This is a genomic window from Moryella indoligenes, assembly GCF_030812885.1.
GTDB lineage: Bacteria > Bacillota > Clostridia > Lachnospirales > Lachnospiraceae > Moryella > Moryella indoligenes.
In genome coordinates this window covers 33,553-52,526 of the sequence record NZ_JAUSTO010000014.1, presented here as the reverse complement: position 1 = coordinate 52,526, position 18,974 = coordinate 33,553, and the positions used below count along the sequence as shown (strand labels likewise).

The following is an 18,974-nucleotide window of genomic DNA, read 5'->3' as shown; positions in this document are numbered from 1 at the left end:
CATACAAAACTGGCGTTTCGCTTTCAAATATGCAGTTTTCAATTTACAAACAAGCATCTCGCCTTACAAACTGGCGCCTCAGATTACAACTCAGCCCATAGATGGAACTGCTGATCAGAAAGACCTATAGTTTTTGAGCATATATAAATGTTTATATAGTTTTTAGGGATAATTAAAAAAATATCAAAAAAGTTACCTGCTATGGTATTAATTCTCCGCACATAGGCTTACTGATTTGATGTGCGGAGAGATAGTACATAGGTTTGGTAGCTTTTTTATAGCTGTGCAGCCTCGCCGCGGCGCGCGCGCGGGCGCTTGTTACCGCTCATCTCGGAATTTGCTGCGTAGCGATCTCCCTGGCGGTAGAGCTTTGCGTATTTTTTGGGAGAGACGCCGACATAGGTATTGAAGGTACGGATGAAATGTGAGTAGGTCTGAAAGCCGGACTTCTCGCTGGCCTCCTGGACATTTGCTCCCTGGCGAAGCAGACGCTGTGCGGTGATGATGCGCAGCTGGATCACATATTCCATAACGCTGAACCCCGTTCCTCTCTTGAAGATGTGGCAGAGATAGTGCTTGCTCAGCATGAAGTGATCGGCCAGATCATCGAGGGAGATGTGATCTGTGCAGTTGCGGCGCAGATATTCCAGCACCGGCTGTACGCGATCATATTCCTGATTGGAGGCACCGTGTTCTTTTTTGGTGGAGCGGATGCGGCTGCATACCAGCAGCAGAATCTCATACAGCGTGATGCGCTCCAGTATGTCCGTGCCGAAGGCGGGAGGCATGCTGATGCGGAGTTTCTCAAAAAGGCGGGAGAGCTTTGTGGTGTCCTCATCTGAGAGACGAATACAGGCACCGGCGTTTTTCAGAGCTTCTGTGAAGTCTGTCTGCGGTGTGGAAAGCTGCTCCAGAAGGGAAGGGAGAATGTGCAGCACATAGCGGCGAAAGATAGAGCCATCTGCGCCGTTTTCGTCCCGATGAAGGGTGTTTGCATTCAGAATAAAGAGCGTATTTTTCCGCAGCGGATACATTTTTCGGTCCATAAAGAAGTCTCCGCCATCGCTCAGGACCAGCATGAGCTCCACGCCTTCGTGGTAGTGCAGGCGATGCATGCGCCATTTGTCGTCCTGCTTGTATTGGATAATGTAATCTCGCGATTCCATGTGTATTTTGCCTTTCGTGGGGGAGCGCGATTCGCTGTGCGGTACTATCTCCCAATTATACTCCTTGGCAGTATTCTAGCACACTTGTACAAAAGATCAAATGCCAGAAGCGGATGAATCTGCGGACTTCTGTATGTTCTGGCGGCAATGGGCGCTAAAAAAATCAGTTTTTTCAGTATTATTGTCAGCTGATCACAACTTATGCAAGGTTTGTGGCAATAAATAGGAAGAATCCTGTGTGGATTATGTTAGAATGTAGTCATAATGAAAAGGAGGTGGATAGGTATGTGGACAAGCACATCCATGGCGGTACCTGAAAGCGTACTTCTTTCAGTGATGGGACTATGCGTAGTGATGAGTACGCTGATTGTCCTTGCTCTGGTCGTACTGATTTTTTCCAAGATCATGGCATCCGGAAATGCCGCCGGAAGCAAGGTCGCGTCCAGACCCGCGCCGGAACCCCCGGGCATCAGCGATGAGATCTGTTCCATAATTCTCGCTGTGATCTGTGAAGAACTGCACGCGGCTCCGGAAGAGATCAATGTCACAAGCATCAGAGAAATAAAATGAATCCAGGACAAAACAGGAGGCTAATGATATGAAGTATGTTGTTACCATGAACGGCAAGAAATACGAGGTTGAAGTGGAACGGATGTCCGCATTCCATATGCTTACCCGTGAAGAGATTGCTTCCGGTGTCTCCACCCCGGTTCAGCCTGTGACGGCACCCGCTCCGGCACCGGTTGCAGCACCCGCTCCGGCCCCGAAGGCAGCAGCTCCTGCCCCGGCACCGGCCCCGAAGGCAGCAGCTCCTGCCCCGGCACCCGCTCCCGCAGCTGCAGCAGCTCCGGCACCTGCAGGCGGAACCCCGGTTACCTGCCCGATGCCCGGTTCTGTGCTCGGCGTCAAGGTAAATGTCGGTGATAAGGTATCTGCAGGACAGACCATGTTCGTGATCGAGGCCATGAAGATGGAGAATGATATTGTGGCTCCGGTAGACGGCACGGTTGCATCCATCAGCGTTAAGACCGGTGATACTGTGGACACGGATCAGGTCATGGGTACCCTGAACTAAGGTAAGGAGGAAACGCTGTGAATCTTATTGAAATCGTTGAAGGGCTGCTCTCCGGCTCCGGATACGCGACGATGACATGGCAGCAGCTTGTCATGCTTGTCATTTCGTTCGTCCTCATGTATCTGGCGATCGTGAAGCAGTTTGAACCGCTTTTGCTTCTGCCGATTTCCTTCGGTATCTTTATGTCAAACCTGCCGCATTCCGGTACATTCCAGTATTTCTACGAGATAGATCACTGGTATGAGGCCGGAATTCTGGGTGTCATGTACATGGGAGTCAAGTCGAGCTTCTTCCCCTGCATGATGTTCCTCGCAGTCGGCGCGATGACAGACTTCGGCCCGCTGATTGCGAATCCGATCTCACTGCTGCTCGGAGCGGCTGCGCAGCTCGGTATTTACTGTGCTTTTATCTTTGCAAATGCGACTGGCCTCTTCACGCCGCAGCAGGCAGCAGCAATCGGTATCATCGGCGGTGCTGACGGCCCGACGGCAATCTATGTTGCAAACAATCTCGCACCGGAGCTGGTTGCACCGATTGCAGTTGCGGCGTACAGCTACATGGCGCTGATTCCGCTGATTCAGCCGCCGATCATGCATGCACTGACAACTGACAAAGAGCGCAGAATCAAGATGAAGCAGCTCCGCAAGGTCTCAAAGACGGAGAAGATCATCTTCCCGGTGCTGGTTGCCTGCCTTGTATCGCTGTTGCTTCCGGATGTAGCCCCGCTGCTCTGCATGCTGATGCTCGGAAACCTCTTCCGTGAGTCCGGTGTGGTTGAGAGACTTTCTGATGTGTCTCAGAACGCACTCTGCAATATCTGCACGATTTTTCTTGGCCTCTCTGTCGGCGCAACTGCAAGAGGAGAGATATTCCTGCGCGCACAGACACTGGCGATTGTTGTCATGGGTCTCGCTGCATTCTGCTTCTCCACGGTCGGCGGACTGCTGCTTGGAAAGCTGCTCTGCATCGTGACGGGCGGAAAGATCAATCCGCTTATCGGTTCTGCCGGTGTGTCCGCAGTTCCGATGGCAGCACGTGTTGTACAGACTGTGGGCGCCAAGACCGACCGCACCAACTTCCTGCTGATGCACGCCATGGGTCCGAATGTTGCGGGTGTCATTGGTTCCGCAGTTGCGGCGGGCTTCTTCCTGACCTTCTTCGCGCACTGAGTGTGAAAGAGTCCTCAGAGTGGGTATGTTTCAGAAACGCATGAAATTAATAGAGCTGTTTTTTGTGTTTTGAGAAAGGAGGATATTACCATGAACAAAGTAATGAGTTTACATGATGCTGTAGCAAAGTATGTCGAGAGCGGAGATAGCATCTGCTTCGGCGGATTTACCACCAATCGCAAGCCCTATGCCGCAGTTGGCGAGATCCTTCGCCAGGGTCAGACAGATTTCACCGTGTGGGCAGGTCCTGCAGGCGGTGACTGGGATATGATGATCGGAGAGGGCCGCGTTAAGGCATATATCAACTGCTATACCGCAAACTCCGGCTATACCAATGTCTCCCGTCGCTTCCGCGCTGCAATTGAGGCGGGCAAGCTGACTTACGAGGACTATTCTCAGGATGTCCTGATGCTTCAGCTTCACGCGGCATCCCTGGGGCTTCCCTTCCTTCCGGTCCGCCTGATGCAGGGATCCGGTCTCACTGATTTCTGGGGTATTTCCGAGGAGACCAGAAAGACTCTGGACAAGGTTGATGATCTGAAGTTTGCGTATGTGGACAATCCCTTTAACCCGGGAGAGAAGGTAGTCGCTGTTCCGACTCCGAAGCTCGACACGGCTATCATCCATGTTCAGAAGGCTTCCCCGGACGGAACCTGCATCATTGAGGGTGATGAGTTCCACGATGTCGATGTCGCTGTCGCTGCAAAGAAGGTGATCGTGACCTGTGAGGAGCTTGTGAGCGATGAGTATATTCGCCGTGATCCCACTCTGACCAAGGTCTTCGGTGAGTGTGTGAGTGCGGTTTGCCACGTTCCGTTTGGTGCATGGCCGTCTCAGTGCTACAACTACTATGACTGCGATGACGCTGCGATGAAGGAGTACGACAAGGCTTCTAAGTATCAGGATAAGGATGACGCGGAGAAGCAGATCGCGAAGGAAGCTGAGAAGGCAGCAAAGAAGGGCCTTCCCTACACAGCACCGGTGAATCCGGAGACTTTTAAGGATTATCTTGAGAAGTGGGTCTACAGCTGCAAGGACAACGATGAGCTGCTGGATAAGATCGGCGGTTCCCGTCTCACGAAGCTGAAGGTCGTTCCGGGTCTCGGATACGCAAAACGATAAGGGGAGGTAAAAAGACATGGCTGATTACACGAATTATACAAAGCAGGAAATGCAGGCATATGCCATTGCAAAGAACATCAAGGAGAACCAGATCGTTATCGTCGGCACAGGTCTTCCGCTGATCGGTGCTTCCCTCGCGAAGCGCGCGGTCTGCCCGTCCTGCCATCCGATCGTTGAGAGCGGACTGATGGATTGCGCACCGGTAGAGGTTCCGCGTTCGGTTGGAGATCTCCGCTTCATGGCACACTGCGCAGTGCAGTGGCCGAATATCCGCTTTGTCGGGTTTGAGTCCAATGAGTGGCTGCACGACGAGGACAGACTGATCGCTTTCATCGGCGGAGCGCAGATTGATCCCTACGGAAACGTAAACTCCACCTGCATCGGCGATTACAATAACCCGAAGACCCGCTTTACGGGTTCCGGCGGTGCAAACGGAATTGCGACCTACTGCAATACCATCATCATGATGCAGCATCAGAAGAGAAGATTCATGGACAAGATCGACTACATCACCAGCCCGGGCTGGATGGATGGCCCCGGCGGACGTGAGAGAGCGGGACTTCCGGGCAACAGAGGCCCGCAGATGGTCGTGACCGATCTCGGTATCATGAAGTTCGATGCAGAGACGAAGAGAATGTACCTCGCTTACTACTATCCCTTCTCTACCCCTGAGATGGTCAAGGAGAACACCGGCTTTGATGTCGATGTGTCCAAGGCAGAGCTCATCGAAGGACCGAGCCCGGAGATCATCAGGATGATCCGTGAGGAGATCGATCCCGGACAGGCATTTATCAAGGTTCCGAAGCAGTAAGAATACTTTGCGCCTCTGCCTGTGCGCAGGCGGAGGCGGACAAATCCCTGTAACTTGCTGAATGATTAAAGAGGAGATTCGAACATGAACAATTATTCCATGCCGGGATATTTTCAGAATATGCCCGTGCTCAATGCGCCGGCAGCCAAGCCGAACGCAGAGAATGCTGCAGAACTGAAAGAGATTGAGAGTGCGATTCACAAGCAGGCGGAGACCATGCTTGCTGCCGGAACCGCAGATGATAAGATTCATGCGAAGGGACAGTATACTGCGCTGGAGAGAATCAACCAGCTGGTTGATCCGGGGAGCTTCTGCCCGCTGAATACGATCTATAATCCGCAGGACAATGCGGAGGAGAGAATTGGCATCGTCAGCACGGGCGTGATCAAGGGTCTCGGACGCATCAATGGCAAGTGGGCTGTGATTATTGCTTCCGACAATAAAAAGATGGCAGGCGCGTGGGTTCCGGGGCAGGCGGATAACCTTCTCCGCGGCTCCGACACCGCAAAGATGCTGGGCATCCCGCTGGTATACATCTTAAACTGCTCCGGCGTTAAGCTGGATGAGCAGGAGAAGGTTTATCCGAACAGACGCGGCGGCGGTACCCCCTTCTATCGCAATTCTGAGCTGAACCAGATGGGCGTTCCGGTTATCGTGGGAATTTACGGAACCAACCCTGCAGGCGGCGGCTATCACTCCATCTCTCCGACCATCCTGATTGCACATGAGAAGGGCAATATGGCTGTCGGCGGCGCAGGTATTGTCGGCGGTATGGACTCCAAGCCCTACGTGGATCTTGAGGGTGCAGAGGGCATGATCGACGCGACCAGAAAGATGAAGAACGATCCGCCGGGATCTGTCTCCATCCACTACAATGTCACCGGTTTCTTCCGCGAGGTCTACGCAGAGGAGTTCGGTGTTCTGGATGCCATCAAGAAGTATATGGACTATGTCCCGGCCTTCAATCCGGAGTTCTTCCGTGTCGATGTTCCGAAGGCACCGGCAATCGAAGGTGACGCGCTTTACGATATCGTTCCGAGAAATACCCGCCGTACCTACGATATGTACAATGTTCTCAAGGCGCTCTTTGACGGCGGTGAGTTCATGGAGTACAAGAAGGACTACGGCCCGGAGATGATCACCGGTCTTGCAAAGGTCAATGGTCTTGTGGTCGGTGTTGTCGCAAACCGTCAGGGTGTGCTCGCGATGCAGGGTTACCCGGACTATCCGGAGTACAGAGGAAAGGGCGCCATGGGCATGGGCGGAAAGCTCTATCGCCAGGGCCTGATCAAGATGAATGAGTTTGTGACCCTCTGCGGCCGAGATCGTCTGCCGATGGTATGGGTTCAGGATACGACGGGCATCGATGTCGACAATGAGGCGGAGAAGGCAGAGCTGCTCGGACTTGGCCAGAGCCTGATTTATTCCATCCAGTCCAGCAAGATCCCGATGCTTGAGATCACACTCAGAAAGGGAACTGCTGCTGCGCACTATGTTCTCGGCGGTCCGCAGGCAAATGACAATAACGTATTCTCTATCGGAACCGCTGCGACAGAGATCAACGTGATGTATGGTAAGACTGCTGCCGGCGCTATGTACAGCCGCCGCCTTGTGAAGGATCAGGATGGCGGCAAGGATCTGCAGGGTACCATCGACAAGATGAACAAGCTGATTCAGCACTATATCGACACCTCTACGCCGCAGTACTGCGCAAAGGCAGGCCTGGTCGATGAGATTGTCGATATGCCGAAGCTCAGAAACTATGTTGTGGCCTTTACGGATGCAGCATATCAGAACCCGAAGTCAATCTGCCCGTTCCATCAGATGCTTCTTCCGAGAATCATCAAGGACTATAACGCAAATGGACAGAGTGCAAAGAACGCTGTCAAGGCGTAAGCGGAACAGGCTTCAGATTTGAAATTACAGCTGCGCGGCCGGACATTCTACAGGCCGCGCAGTGAAAAAGCTGTCCGGAGGGGACAGCGACAGGAGAGCAGTAGTACATGGCTATTTACAGTTTAGGTATTGATGTAGGCTCCACCGCCTCCAAGTGTGTCATTCTGGAGGACGGCAAGGAGATTATTGCAAAGTCACTGGTCAGTGTTGGTACCGGGACAAGCGGACCGAAGCGCGCCATTGAGGAGGTCTTAAAGACCGCAGGGATGAAGCGCGAGGATATGAGCTATACACTCGCGACAGGCTATGGACGCAATTCCCTGGAGGGGATTGCAGACAAGCAGATGAGTGAGCTCTCATGTCATGCGCGCGGTGCGTATTTCCTCTTTCCGAAGGTTCACACGGTTATCGACATCGGCGGACAGGATGTGAAGGTCTTAAAGATCGAGAACGGCGCAATGGTCAATTTCCAGATGAATGACAAGTGTGCCGCCGGAACCGGACGCTTTCTCGACGTGATGGCCCGCGTGCTTGAGGTAGAGGTGAGCGATCTGGAGCGTCTGTCGGCAGAATCCACCAAGAAGGTCGGAATCAGCTCCACCTGCACCGTTTTTGCGGAGAGCGAGGTGATCAGTCAGCTTGCGCTCGGCTCAGATAAGCGGGATATCATCGCTGGTATTCACCGCTCCATCGCGGGGCGTGTGGCGGGACTGGTGCATCGTGTCGGTGCGGTTCCGCAGGTAGTTATGACCGGAGGCGTGGCCCAGAACCACGGTGTGGTGCTGGCGCTCGAGGAGCAGCTTGGTGTGGAGATATTTACCTCTCCGCTGACCCAGTATAACGGAGCGCTCGGCGCAGCCCTGTTTGCATATCAGGGAGCGTTAAAGCACGCCAGATAAGTAACTTTTCGTTTTTGAGCCCCTTCCCTCTGGGCGGGGCTCAGCTTGCGGGACAGCGTAAGCCATGCTGTGCCGCAGATTTGGAGGCGATTGATTATGGCAGAAGAAGTAAAGAAACCGGCAAAGAAGAAAACAAGCCCGGGCGTGATTGCACTGCGCAAGGTCGTTGATGATGTCTACGCTGAGGCAAGAGAAGCAAAGAAGCGCGGAGAGCCGGTGGGCTGGTCCTCTTCCAAGTTCCCCTGCGAGCTTGCGGAGGCCTTTGGCCTGCACGTCGTATATCCGGAGAACCAGGCGGCAGGAATTGCGGCAAACCGTAATGGTGAGATGCTCTGTCAGGCAGCCGAGGATCTCGGCTATGACAATGATATCTGTGGCTACACCCGTATCAGTCTTGCCTATGCAGCCGGCTACAGAGTCGGCAGAAAGTTCGACCCGGCAACCGGTGAGTACATCATCAACCCGGCGTCCGGCAAGCCCTTAAAGGACGCTGACGGCAAGCCCGTTATTGACGAGGCAACTGGCAAGCCGAAGAAGGATCCGAAGACGCAGACTCCATATGAGGAGCTGGTCAATATCAACGACATCGAGGCACTGCCGGACGGCCCGGAGAAGGAGCAGAAGCTCGCGGCTCTAAAGCCGATTCGCCAGAACCTCATGCCGATGCCCGACTTCGTTCTCTGCTGCAATAATATCTGCAACTGCATGACAAAGTGGTATGAGAACATCGCCCGCATTCACAATATTCCGCTCATCATGATCGATATCCCCTATAACAATGATGTCGATGTCGATGACAGTAAGGTCCGCTATGTGAGAGCGCAGTTTGACGAGGCAATCAAGCAGCTTGAGCAGATCTCCGGCAAGAAATTTGATGAGGAGAAATTCAATCAGGCATGTGCAAATGCAAACAGAACGGCAAAGGCGTGGCTGAAGGTCTGTGATTATCTCCAGTACAAGCCCGCTCCGATGTCCGGCTTTGATCTCTTCAACCACATGGCAGATGTCGTGACCGCGCGTGGCCGTGTCGAGACTGCCGAGGCCTTTGAGCTGCTCGCGCAGGATCTTGAGCAGAATGTCAAGGATGGTACCTCCACGCTGCCGTTCCCGGAGAAAAAGCGCATCATGTTCGAGGGTATTCCGTGCTGGCCGAAGCTTCCGGCACTGTTCAAGCCACTGAAGGACAACGGAATTAATGTCACCGCAGTCGTCTACGCTCCGGCATTCGGCTTTGTTTATGATGGTCTGGACGAGATGGCACGCGCCTACTACAAGGCTCCGAACTCTGTATGTATTGAGCAGGGTGTTGCATGGAGAGAGGGAATCTGCCGCGACAACAAGGTCGATGGCGTACTGGTTCACTACAACCGCTCCTGCAAGCCGTGGTCCGGTTACATGGCGGAAATGCAGAGACGCTTCACCAAGGATCTCGGTGTGCCCTGCGCCGGCTTTGACGGCGATCAGGCGGATCCGCGTAACTTTAACGCCGCACAGTATGAGACCAGAGTACAGGGTCTGATGGAAGCAATGGAAGCGAACGACAAAGCGAAGGAGGCGTAAGAATGAGTATCGAAGCTTTATTGAAGGAATTCGCTGAAGTCTCCGCTAATCCGAAGGCTCAGCTCGAAAAATACAAGGCAGCAGGCAAAAAGGTAATCGGTGTTCTTCCGTACTATGCACCGGAGGAGCTGGTTTATGCAGCAGGCATGGTTCCGATGGGAATCTGGGGCAGCAATACGAAGACTATCAGCCGCGCCAAGGAGTACTGCGCGACCTTCTACTGCACCATTGCTCAGCTCGCGCTGGAAATGCTGCTGGATGGCACCATGAAGGATCTGGACGGCGTTATCACCCCCACGATCTGTGACACGCTTCGCCCGATGTCTCAGAACATCCGCGTCGCGATGGGCGATAAGCTTCCGGTGATCTTCCTCGCGCATCCGCAGAACCGCTTTGCTGACTGGGGTCTGCAGTTCACGATGGATCAGTATCATGATGTGAAGAAGCAGCTGGAGAAGATCGCCTCCAAGGCGATCACTCCGGAGGATCTACAGAGAACCATTAAGCTCTATAACCGCAGCCGCAGAGCGCGCCGCGCATTTGTGAAGCTCGCCAGCGATCACTGCGACGTGATTACACCGACCAAGAGAATGTATGTCCTGAAGTCTGCATGGTTCATGGCAAAGGACGAGTACACTGAGAAGCTTGAGGCGCTGAATGCAGAGCTCGAAAAGCTCCCGGTATGTGATTGGAAGGGAACCAAGGTTGTGACCAGCGGCATCATCTGCGACAACCCGAAGCTTCTTGCGGCATTTGAGGAGAATCATATTGCCATTGCAGCGGATGATGTGGCACACGAGAGCCGCTCCTTTAAGACCGATGCACCGGAGACAGAGAATCCGATGCGCGATCTCGCGGTGCAGTATGCAAACATCGACCACGATGTTCTGCTCTATGACCCGAAGTCCTCGGAGAACCGCCGCGGTGAATACGTCGCTGACCTCGTGAAGAACAGCGGTGCGCAGGGACTGGTGCTCTTCATGCAGCAGTTCTGTGACCCGGAGGAGATGGAATACCCCTATCTCAAGAAGGCTCTGGACAATGCAGGGATCCCGCATATTAAGCTCGGCATTGACCAGCAGATGCGCGATTTCGGACAGGCCCGCACTGCGATTCAGGCCTTCGCGGATGTGCTTTCTCTGTAAATAAACATCTTTTTTCTTTCAACGGGCGCCGCTGCTTGCGGCGTCCGTTTGCATATCGGCTTTTTTCGGAAAGAAGAAAGGGGCTATAATAAACGCAGCGATTTCTGGAATTTTTTTGCAAAAAATAGAGAAACCCTATAAATTCAACGAAAGAATTGCTTTTATCACAGGGAAGTCTATACTATATATTAGTATACTTTACGATTTTATAAGTAAAATCCGGCGATCGGACAGGAAGCACAGAGAGGATTCCGGAGAAATGAGCTTTGCCGCATTTCGCCGTGAAAGCTGTGACAAGAGCTGAAAGCATTCGGAAAAAGGAGAGAAAAAGAGATATGAAAGAACAGTGGAAAAAATTGATTGAGGAGAGAAAGAAAAGAGGAGAAATGAGGCGGCCTCTGTACAATCTGCGCAAGCTGTCGATCGGGCTGGTGTCCTGTATGCTGGGATTTCTTCTGTTTCTGGGGCAGCCTGTGACCGTTGTAGCAGGGATATATGCGCCTCTGAATACGGGGAGGGGTATACAGACGAGAAGCGTGGATGCTGATCTGCCGATCAACGTCTCAGGGATTGGGGCGAGCAATCTGCGCTACGCCGGCACGGAGTACAAGGAAGTGGATGCGCAGGGGAATATCATTCTGACACACAGTAAGTGGTCCGATTTTGGAGCGGGATGGGGAACCAATGTGACCTATCCGCTGGCCGGCCATTTTCTGCTCTGGTTCTCTTAGCCGGAGTTCTATGAGCAGATTGCCGATATCACGGTTGGTAATAACAGCTTTACGAAGGTAGAGTACATTGATGGAGAGAAGATTAAGCCGGGCTTACTCTGGAAGATAGGGATCGTTAACCCAAACCCATTCCGCTATGCAGTGATCGGTGCTGTCACCAATACAGATATTAAGATCACGCTGAAGGACGGAAAGACACTGGACTCCCTGGGATTCGCGGATAAGCGGCTGAACTTCTCTTCCGCCTGGATCACAAATCAGAATATTATGGCAGAGGAGAGTCTGTCCTCCGGATATATTCTGAAGCAGAATATGCTGAACAATGGCAGTACGGCATACTGGACTGGAGGAGGGGAAAATTTTACATCCGGCAGAGTGACTCAGAATGTAAGCTTCGATAGTTATCACAATACGATTAGGTCTGTACATACATTTAAACCGGACATGCAGTTTGTATCAGCTAATCTATCGTGGGTAGTCTATATCAGGGAACAGATTCCGGAAGCGCTGCTTCCGTACATTGATCTCAGCTCGATAAAGCTTGGCGTATCAAATGAAGTTGGAGATTTCACCAAGGAGCCGATCAGTCTTGTAGTCAGCGAGGCAGATCACGGTCTGATTGACAGCTCAAAAACGCCGTCCATCAGCATCACCGATGTGGATACAAGCGGAAACGGGGATAAGAGGGCAGCTCTCGAAGATCTGAACAGCGCAAGAAAAACACTGGGAGATCTTGTCTTCGCAGGAGACACGGGACAGTCCAGAAGCTACACGATTCAGTATAAATTGAAGAATTCTGTCAAGGAAAATGAGTTTGCGAAGGCGATTAACAAGTATATTCAGGAAAATAACACTCAGCTGAATTTTGCCTCGTGGATGGTCGGAGACTATCCGGATGGCAATATCGGTCAGACGGGCGGGCTGACAAAGACAACGGTAGATAATGGTGCGGAGCCTAAAGTGCTGAAGGATTCTTATACCAACTCCTACCTGCAAGTGAACGATTCTGACGGAGACGGCCTTTTTGATTTCACTGAGCTGCATATTGGGACGAATCCGAAGAACTATGACAGCGATGGAGACGGTAGAAGCGACGGCGACGAGTTTCTGACGGACAAGACGGATCCGAAGGACGCAAAGGACTTTCTGGTGCAGGCGCCTGAGACGGCCGACATCAAGGAAAACAAGCTGGACAATAAGCAGGACAGCACCCTGAATATCTCTCTTGGAAAGGACACCTCGCTGACACCAGAGTTCGACGATGCAGAGGATCAGAAAATTGATATCACGAGTGCCGAGACAGAGATCAGAATCGGCGTCAGGAAATACATTGAGCCGACGGAAGCCGGCGGTGTCGGCTCCTTCGCGCCGGAGGAGCTCCAGGGCGTGACGGATGCAAAGGTGCAAATGGCGGTGGAGGAGTTCAAGGCCGGGGCGGCGAATACTTCTCTGACAATTCCGAAGAATACACTGGAGGACCACACGAGATATGTGCTGGTGGCGTTCGATGCCACCGGAAGGCACAGCGCAATAGGTACGCCGTTCACAGTAGAGAATATAGAACTGACAGTCGAGGTGAAGGAAGCGGAGAAGGCGACGGAGGGGAAGCCTGTGAAGGCGAACCAGACCGTTGTGAAACCGAACCTGCCGAATGCGACGATCAGCGGAACCGAGACGAAGGGTCTGAATGTGGACGGAGAGGGGAAGCTGACGGGAACACCGAATGGTCTTACATGGAGCGACGACAAGGGAGGCGCAAACTATGAGAAGCAGACGGTGGAGATCCCCGTGAAGGTAGAGGCGAACGGCCAGAGTGAGACCGTGAAGGTGCCGGTAGAGGTGCTGAGGGACACGGACGGGGACGGAACCCCGGACATCGCCGATGACGATGACGACGGGGACGGAATCCCGGACGAACGGGATACGACGCCGAAGAAAGCGGACACCTTGAAGAGCGAGGTGAAGGAAGCGGAGAAGGCGACGGAGGGGAAGCCTGTGAAGGCGAACCAGACCGTTGTGAAACCGAACCTGCCGAATGCGACGATCAGCGGAACCGAGACGAAGGGTCTGAATGTGGACGGAGAGGGGAAGCTGACGGGAACACCGAATGGTCTTACATGGAGCGACGACAAGGGAGGCGCAAACTATGAGAAGCAGACGGTGGAGATCCCCGTGAAGGTAGAGGCGAACGGCCAGAGTGAGACCGTGAAGGTGCCGGTAGAGGTGCTGAGGGACACGGACGGGGACGGAATAGCGGACATCGACGATGACGATGACGACGGGGACGGAATCAGTGATGAGGAGGAGAAGGCAAAAGGCTCCGACCCCAAGGATGCAGAGTCTCGCCCCGATATTCCTGAGATGCCGGATGTTACCATTACGAACGGGAATCAGAGCGTCAAGGAGAATCAGCCGATTCGGAAAATTAAGATTACCGCTTCGGATCCGGCGGCAAAAGTAGAGGTAGAAGACCTTCCACTCGGACTCAGCTATGATAAAGCGGCGGGAACGATAAGTGGAACGGTGGAGATTGATGAAGGGGACTGGGAAAAGGAGGAGAAAGAAAAAACGTTTGTCATCCCTGTGACAGTGACCAACGGCAATGGTTCTATTCATAGGAGAATCGTGCTGAAAGTCCGGAAAAATGCAGATGGCGAAGGTGAGATAAAGGACAAAGCCACAAATTCCAATGCCCAAGAAAAGGATAAGGCCACAGATTCCAATGCCCAAGAAAAGGATAAGGCTACAGATTCCAATGCCGGAAGGCGAGGCGGTTCAGGAAACGGTGGAGGCGGAACTGTAACCGGAAAGCATGCCAGCAAGAGGTATATGCCGCTGCCTGTTATTCCGCAGCAGAACATTCCGGAAGTGAAGGCGGAGGAGCAGCCCGTGCCGGACAGCACAGCGTCAAATCACGGTGTAGAGCCGATTCTTGCCAAGCAGGAGAGATCCGGAAGGTCCTTACCGAAGACAGGAGAGAGTGCGACCCGCGCTTTATATGCGCTGCTGGCGGGGATTGTAAGCAGCCTCCTGCTGTTGTTTAGGATTAAGAGAAATAAGCAGTAACAGAAAGAGCAATGAATATTTGAGAAGCGAGAGAGGGGGGCATCAGCCCCCCTCTCTCGCTTATTACAGTGAAATCACAGTGAATTTGTGCGGCTCCTGTCATGGACAGAGGGCATCCGATGGCTGGTTCTGTCCACAGGCTTTTTGTGCGGTGCAGCTTTGAAGGAGCTGTTCCGCTCTTGAAGCTCCTCAAAGCAGATGCGGTTTTTTTCTGCCGGCTGCGCTTTCCCGAGCTTCCGGCATTCTTCTCTGCGCAGGGTATTTCGTTCCTCCCACTGCCGGGAGAGCAGCTGAGCCTCTTCGTAGTCCTGCACCTCCAGCTGGTGGGCCATTTTCCGCTTTCCGCTGCTGAAGAAGTGTACGCTGGTTCTGGGAGCGGTGGGCTCAGGCGGATTGTAGCATACGCTTTCCAGCTTTCCGTCTGACAGGACACTCAGGTGATCCGCGGAATGATTCTGTATATTCAGGTAGTCCGTGAGTCGGTCGGTAAAGTCGACCAGGGAGGACTGCAGGTTCTCGGGATTCAGACCATTCTCAGTATTCCGGCTGAAGGGAACGCCATTCAGGCAAACGCGGGATAGAGCAGAACGTACAAGGGAGAGATCCGGCGCACTGTTTCCGAGAATTTTTGCGCCGGTCAGCTCTTCAAGTGCCCACATGGCGGTATTTGCTTTTTCCTCCGGTGTCTGAATGATATTCTGTGCCAGAGTCTGATAAAGGCCGTTGCTGATACTTCCGGAAAGTACCGGAGCATCTGGGCAGGGTGCTGCAAGAAGATTGGCAGCTCTTGCGGAAGCCTCCATTCCGGCATTATACAGGGTATATTCATTTCCGGTCATACGGCCTTCTGTATTCTGCATAGCTTCCTGATAACGGGTGAAGTCCTTTCTGCTTCCATAGACGCCGAATTGCAGTTCATCGGAAAACGGAGCATTGTTCAGGTAGTCGGAAGCTCTGCTGCGGGGGAGTTCCACTGTAATCAGTCGGTTTTCCAGAGTCGCTGCGGCATAGGCACCGGGAGCTTGCCCCTGGTTTCCGGCGGAGAGCAGATCTGCTTTAATCTCCGGATGGGGGTAAGCACTCAGACTTTGGATCTTATTCAGAAAGCCTGCGCCCTCAGAAAGAGGGAGAAACGCTCTTCTGGACTCCACCGGGTCGATTGCAGCGAGAGAGCGCAGCAGCTCGGAGGTCTGCGTAAGTTCGGTGTGTACAGACTTCATGACGCTGCTTCCAATCTGTTTTTCCAGCTCCTGACTGCCGGCGATTCGCTCGGAAAATTCTGCAAAGGAATGCAGGAATGAATTACCGAGCAGCGCATCGGAGCTTCCGGGAAGGAAGAATTCTTTCTGGAACTGCCCGAAGGAGACCCGTGCATTGCCCGGGATGTTCAGCTGATCTGCGAGCCACTGGTCACGGTAAGCCGCCACCTCATCAGGAGCTGCGGCGGGGTTTCTGGGATCCCGGGACTCCGAAAACATCAGCTGTGCCTGCTGCGCAAAGAGGCCGGCACGTTCTGCTGTCGCAGGCGTCACCTCTCCGTGTCCATTCAGAAGCATCTGACTCATACCGCGAAGCAGATAGTTGTAGTTCTGCCGAAAGCTGATCTGCTGCCCTTCAGCGGAGTAGACGTATTCCGGCATACGGAGCTGTGCCCGGTAGCGGGTCTCTCCATCTTCCATCGTCTGAGGCTGGAAGCCGAGGAGCGGATTGGCCGAGGAGAGAAGATTTTTCTGCTGTTCTGTTATCAGCAGGTGATCGGCGGAAGCGCCGGAGGCTCGCATGAGCGCCGGATCCGCCGACAGGGGGGCGTGGTGATACAGAGCTGCGCCGGAGAGAGATGCAGGAGCTTCAAGCTGCGATGCACTGCGAAGCTGTGCTGCGGGATCCATTTCCGGAGCAGGCGCTTTCCGGAGGAAGCGGGAGGCAAGCAGAGGAATGTCGGACGACACATTCACGGGGACGAAGCGGAGACCGTGGTCAGCATACAGGGACTCTGCCCCGGAGGCCGCAGCGCCTGCAGACAGGTTCTTCTCATCCCGCACAGCGAAATCAACTCTTTTATTGTCCGTAATATGCTTCATAATCTCAATCTTCTTGTCTTCAGAAGAGAGATACTGCATATGACTGCGGCGGAAACGCTCTCCGGCACTTTCGCCATTGATATAGATATCATCAAATATCCGGTGATCGTCCGTCTTCAGCATGGATTTCGGGAAGACGGTGGAGAAGGCCGCATCAAAATTATGAACAGCGAACTCCCTTGCCCGCAGGCTCATATCAGAAGCATGTGCAGCAGCTATGAAATCATTTGCAATCTGATCCTCCGGAGCCTGTATGTCCATGCGGACCTGATTGATGGGCAGGAGCTTTCCGTTCAATGTTTTCGCCATATCGACGAGGGACTCGAAGCTGGCACCGCTTCCGGAAAGAAAGTTTGTCAGAGCTTCCTTTTCTTCATTGTTGATATGGTTTACCTGCTCGCCTCCGTTCAGCGCAGAGGTGAGAATACTTCTTGCGGCTGTACGGGCCAGGCGAAGGTCTATATCCTTTTCTTCCAGCTCGCCGGTATAGAGATAGGAGCGGTTTAGGAGCTCCTCTGAGCCATGCTCCGCCTGAATGAGAGAAGAGACACCGTTAAAATTCAGCTTTGCTTTTCCATAGGCTTCCGCTCGCTCCATGATCTGATCCAGGGTATTGACCAAAGTGCGGTAGTTATCACGGTGTGCGTCGGGAATACGGCTCTCAAGCATGATTGCATTGCGCAGATCGTTCTTGAATTCATATTCCAGCTCGTTGGTAGTATATCCCCGGCTTCCCATGACAGGCTTATAACCGCGCTGGTTTCGATTGTTTTCCCACTCTTCCCCGATGGAAAATTTATGATAGTCTTCCTTCAGTCCAAGATAAGCGCGCTCAGCATAGGGAGAAAAATCCCGGAGCGGCTGATAGATTTCGTTAAAGAGACTGTTCTTCTCCAGCTGAAGAATCTGTTCTTCTTTCGCTTTTTGTTTTCTCAGGCAGAAGTCCTCCGTGATGCCGTCTGCCGGAATATGGGCATTTTTAAAATAGTGTTTCCGGAAGTTCTCCTCATTCTCAAAAATCCCGATGGAAACGGCATCTGTCATGCCCGGATGATGCATAAAGGAATCCGCTTCCGGAGCGAATGCTTCCAGTGTCAGCTGGTAAGTCTTTCCGTTTGCAGCGGTGAAGCTTCCGATCTGTGTTGCTACGTGCTGATCCCATTTGCGCTCCCCGAGAGTGTCGTCGAAATGCTGAACGGCCTTCTGGGCATCTGCCACAGCGTCAGAGAGAGCGGAAAGCTGCCGGTTCTGAGAGGAATCACCATCCTGCGCATGCTGAAACACCCAGTTGTCCAGCCGGCTGCGCGCATCGCTTACTTCTGTCTCCAACCGGCTCCGGTTTTCCTGATCCCGCGCTTCGAGATTGACGCTGTAGGATGTCGGCGGCACGCTTTTTCCCGCCTTCCCCATAAGAATGTCGGCATTGTTTGCATAGTCCCAGATCAGGCGGTTGCTGTGAAGGCTTCCGCTGCATTCCGTAGGGCAGATCAGAGCCATTTCAGCTTCAGGGTCCATGTGCGCATAGCGGAGAAGCTCGGCGGAGGCTTTTTCCTGTTCGCGCAGATTCAGCTGAAGTCTTTCGCGCATTCCCGTGTCCGCAGAGAGCTGCACACGAAGAGACTCATCGCCGAGAGCCAGTCCTGCCGCTATATAGCCGCCCCATATCAGTGAGAAATTCCCTCCCATGTAAGGGGCAATGCGGCTTTCCTCATGATTAAAAAACATGGCTTCTGCAAAGTTGCGGAAATCGCCGCGTTCTGTCGCGGGGATCCGGAGTGTCGTGGCAAGCCAGTCAAGCCCATGCATGCGGGCATCAACTCCGCTTCGCAGAGCTTCCAGACTGACGGGAGCTTCAGAGAGTCCGAGGCGGGCGTCCAGCTCATTCAGAAAGGCAAAGCCCTTTGCATAATCCAGGCTGCCATCGTCGGAAAGGAACTGATTTGCAATTCCCTTCACCAGGCGATTGTTATTGACACGCATCCGGAATACCACTCCGTCTTGAGAAAGGCTTCCGTACTCCGGCATACGCGGTGTCATGGTGTAGCTGTCTGACCCTTCAACGGGAGTAAAATGAAAGAAGTTTCCGGCGCTTCCCGCTTCAATGGTCTGTTTTATGTTCTGATTGACAAGAAGCCCGCCTTCATAGGTTCCTTCTGTAATGCTGTCGCCTGTTATATTATATGGCATGCTGTGTACTCCTTTCTGTGCTTCAGCTTGATATATTCATTTTTTCTGTCGGTTTTTGCAGTTTAC

13 protein-coding genes are annotated in these 18,974 nt (G+C 53.1%); 11 read left to right on the top strand and 2 right to left on the bottom strand.

Features of this window, described 5'->3' with window-relative positions; translation table 11 throughout:
* Nucleotides 1-275: 275 nt before the first annotated feature.
* Complete coding sequence (locus J2S20_RS09710) at nucleotides 276-1,166, bottom strand: AraC family transcriptional regulator (protein WP_106611429.1); 891 nt, start codon at nucleotides 1,164-1,166, stop codon at nucleotides 276-278.
* A gap of 285 nt (nucleotides 1,167-1,451) precedes the next feature.
* On the opposite strand from J2S20_RS09710, the gene J2S20_RS09705 reads away from it, so the two are divergent.
* The 11 genes from J2S20_RS09705 (at nucleotide 1,452) to J2S20_RS09655 (ending at nucleotide 14,640) form a co-directional block, all read left to right on the top strand.
* Entirely contained in the window at nucleotides 1,452-1,736 is a 285-nt protein-coding gene (locus J2S20_RS09705; RefSeq protein WP_170065345.1) for an OadG family protein, read from the top strand.
* Nucleotides 1,737-1,764: 28 nt separating this feature from the next.
* The gene (locus J2S20_RS09700) at nucleotides 1,765-2,241 is read left to right on the top strand and encodes an acetyl-CoA carboxylase biotin carboxyl carrier protein (protein ID WP_307255223.1); all 477 of its coding nucleotides are present in this window, start codon (nucleotides 1,765-1,767) and stop codon (nucleotides 2,239-2,241) included.
* 17 nt (nucleotides 2,242-2,258) lie between these two features.
* Nucleotides 2,259-3,410: a sodium ion-translocating decarboxylase subunit beta gene (locus J2S20_RS09695; protein ID WP_106611432.1), complete on the top strand. Its 1,152-nt coding sequence runs from the start codon at nucleotides 2,259-2,261 to the stop codon at nucleotides 3,408-3,410.
* Nucleotides 3,411-3,500: 90 nt separating this feature from the next.
* On the top strand, nucleotides 3,501-4,532 hold the full coding sequence (gctA, locus tag J2S20_RS09690; protein WP_106611433.1) for a glutaconate CoA-transferase subunit A: 1,032 nt from the start codon (nucleotides 3,501-3,503) through the stop codon (nucleotides 4,530-4,532).
* 16 nt (nucleotides 4,533-4,548) lie between these two features.
* A complete protein-coding gene (gene gctB / locus J2S20_RS09685) occupies nucleotides 4,549-5,343 on the top strand; it encodes a glutaconate CoA-transferase subunit B (RefSeq protein ID WP_106611434.1) in 795 nt (264 codons plus the stop codon).
* Nucleotides 5,344-5,427: 84 nt separating this feature from the next.
* Nucleotides 5,428-7,239, top strand: coding sequence for an acyl-CoA carboxylase subunit beta (locus J2S20_RS09680; RefSeq protein WP_106611435.1), 1,812 nt, complete (start codon nucleotides 5,428-5,430; stop codon nucleotides 7,237-7,239).
* 107 nt (nucleotides 7,240-7,346) lie between these two features.
* On the top strand, nucleotides 7,347-8,138 hold the full coding sequence (gene hgdC / locus J2S20_RS09675; RefSeq protein ID WP_106611436.1) for a (R)-2-hydroxyglutaryl-CoA dehydratase activase HgdC: 792 nt from the start codon (nucleotides 7,347-7,349) through the stop codon (nucleotides 8,136-8,138).
* Nucleotides 8,139-8,234: 96 nt separating this feature from the next.
* Nucleotides 8,235-9,698: a (R)-2-hydroxyglutaryl-CoA dehydratase subunit alpha gene (gene hgdA / locus J2S20_RS09670; protein WP_106611437.1), complete on the top strand. Its 1,464-nt coding sequence runs from the start codon at nucleotides 8,235-8,237 to the stop codon at nucleotides 9,696-9,698.
* Nucleotides 9,699-9,700: 2 nt separating this feature from the next.
* On the top strand, nucleotides 9,701-10,843 hold the full coding sequence (gene hgdB / locus J2S20_RS09665) for a (R)-2-hydroxyglutaryl-CoA dehydratase subunit beta (RefSeq protein WP_307255222.1): 1,143 nt from the start codon (nucleotides 9,701-9,703) through the stop codon (nucleotides 10,841-10,843).
* A gap of 335 nt (nucleotides 10,844-11,178) precedes the next feature.
* The gene (locus tag J2S20_RS09660) at nucleotides 11,179-11,574 is read left to right on the top strand and encodes a YSIRK-type signal peptide-containing protein (RefSeq protein ID WP_307255221.1); all 396 of its coding nucleotides are present in this window, start codon (nucleotides 11,179-11,181) and stop codon (nucleotides 11,572-11,574) included.
* Nucleotides 11,575-11,715: 141 nt separating this feature from the next.
* Entirely contained in the window at nucleotides 11,716-14,640 is a 2,925-nt protein-coding gene (locus J2S20_RS09655; RefSeq protein ID WP_307255220.1) for a putative Ig domain-containing protein, read from the top strand.
* A gap of 74 nt (nucleotides 14,641-14,714) precedes the next feature.
* Here J2S20_RS09655 and J2S20_RS09650 read toward each other — a convergent pair whose 3' ends face one another.
* A complete protein-coding gene (locus tag J2S20_RS09650) occupies nucleotides 14,715-18,908 on the bottom strand; it encodes a hypothetical protein (RefSeq protein WP_307255219.1) in 4,194 nt (1,397 codons plus the stop codon).
* Nucleotides 18,909-18,974: the final 66 nt, after the last annotated feature.

What these genes read in the sequence shown, in the direction of transcription:
- J2S20_RS09710 (WP_106611429.1), bottom strand. Translation starts at nt 1,166, where the DNA reads ATGGAATCGCGAGATTACATTATCCAATACAAGCAGGACGACAAATGG.
- J2S20_RS09705 (WP_170065345.1), top strand. Translation starts at nt 1,452, where the DNA reads ATGTGGACAAGCACATCCATGGCGGTACCTGAAAGCGTACTTCTTTCA.
- J2S20_RS09700 (WP_307255223.1), top strand. Translation starts at nt 1,765, where the DNA reads ATGAAGTATGTTGTTACCATGAACGGCAAGAAATACGAGGTTGAAGTG.
- gctA (WP_106611433.1), top strand. Translation starts at nt 3,501, where the DNA reads ATGAACAAAGTAATGAGTTTACATGATGCTGTAGCAAAGTATGTCGAG.
- gctB (WP_106611434.1), top strand. Translation starts at nt 4,549, where the DNA reads ATGGCTGATTACACGAATTATACAAAGCAGGAAATGCAGGCATATGCC.
- J2S20_RS09680 (WP_106611435.1), top strand. Translation starts at nt 5,428, where the DNA reads ATGAACAATTATTCCATGCCGGGATATTTTCAGAATATGCCCGTGCTC.
- hgdC (WP_106611436.1), top strand. Translation starts at nt 7,347, where the DNA reads ATGGCTATTTACAGTTTAGGTATTGATGTAGGCTCCACCGCCTCCAAG.
- hgdA (WP_106611437.1), top strand. Translation starts at nt 8,235, where the DNA reads ATGGCAGAAGAAGTAAAGAAACCGGCAAAGAAGAAAACAAGCCCGGGC.
- hgdB (WP_307255222.1), top strand. Translation starts at nt 9,701, where the DNA reads ATGAGTATCGAAGCTTTATTGAAGGAATTCGCTGAAGTCTCCGCTAAT.
- J2S20_RS09660 (WP_307255221.1), top strand. Translation starts at nt 11,179, where the DNA reads ATGAAAGAACAGTGGAAAAAATTGATTGAGGAGAGAAAGAAAAGAGGA.
- J2S20_RS09650 (WP_307255219.1), bottom strand. Translation starts at nt 18,908, where the DNA reads ATGCCATATAATATAACAGGCGACAGCATTACAGAAGGAACCTATGAA.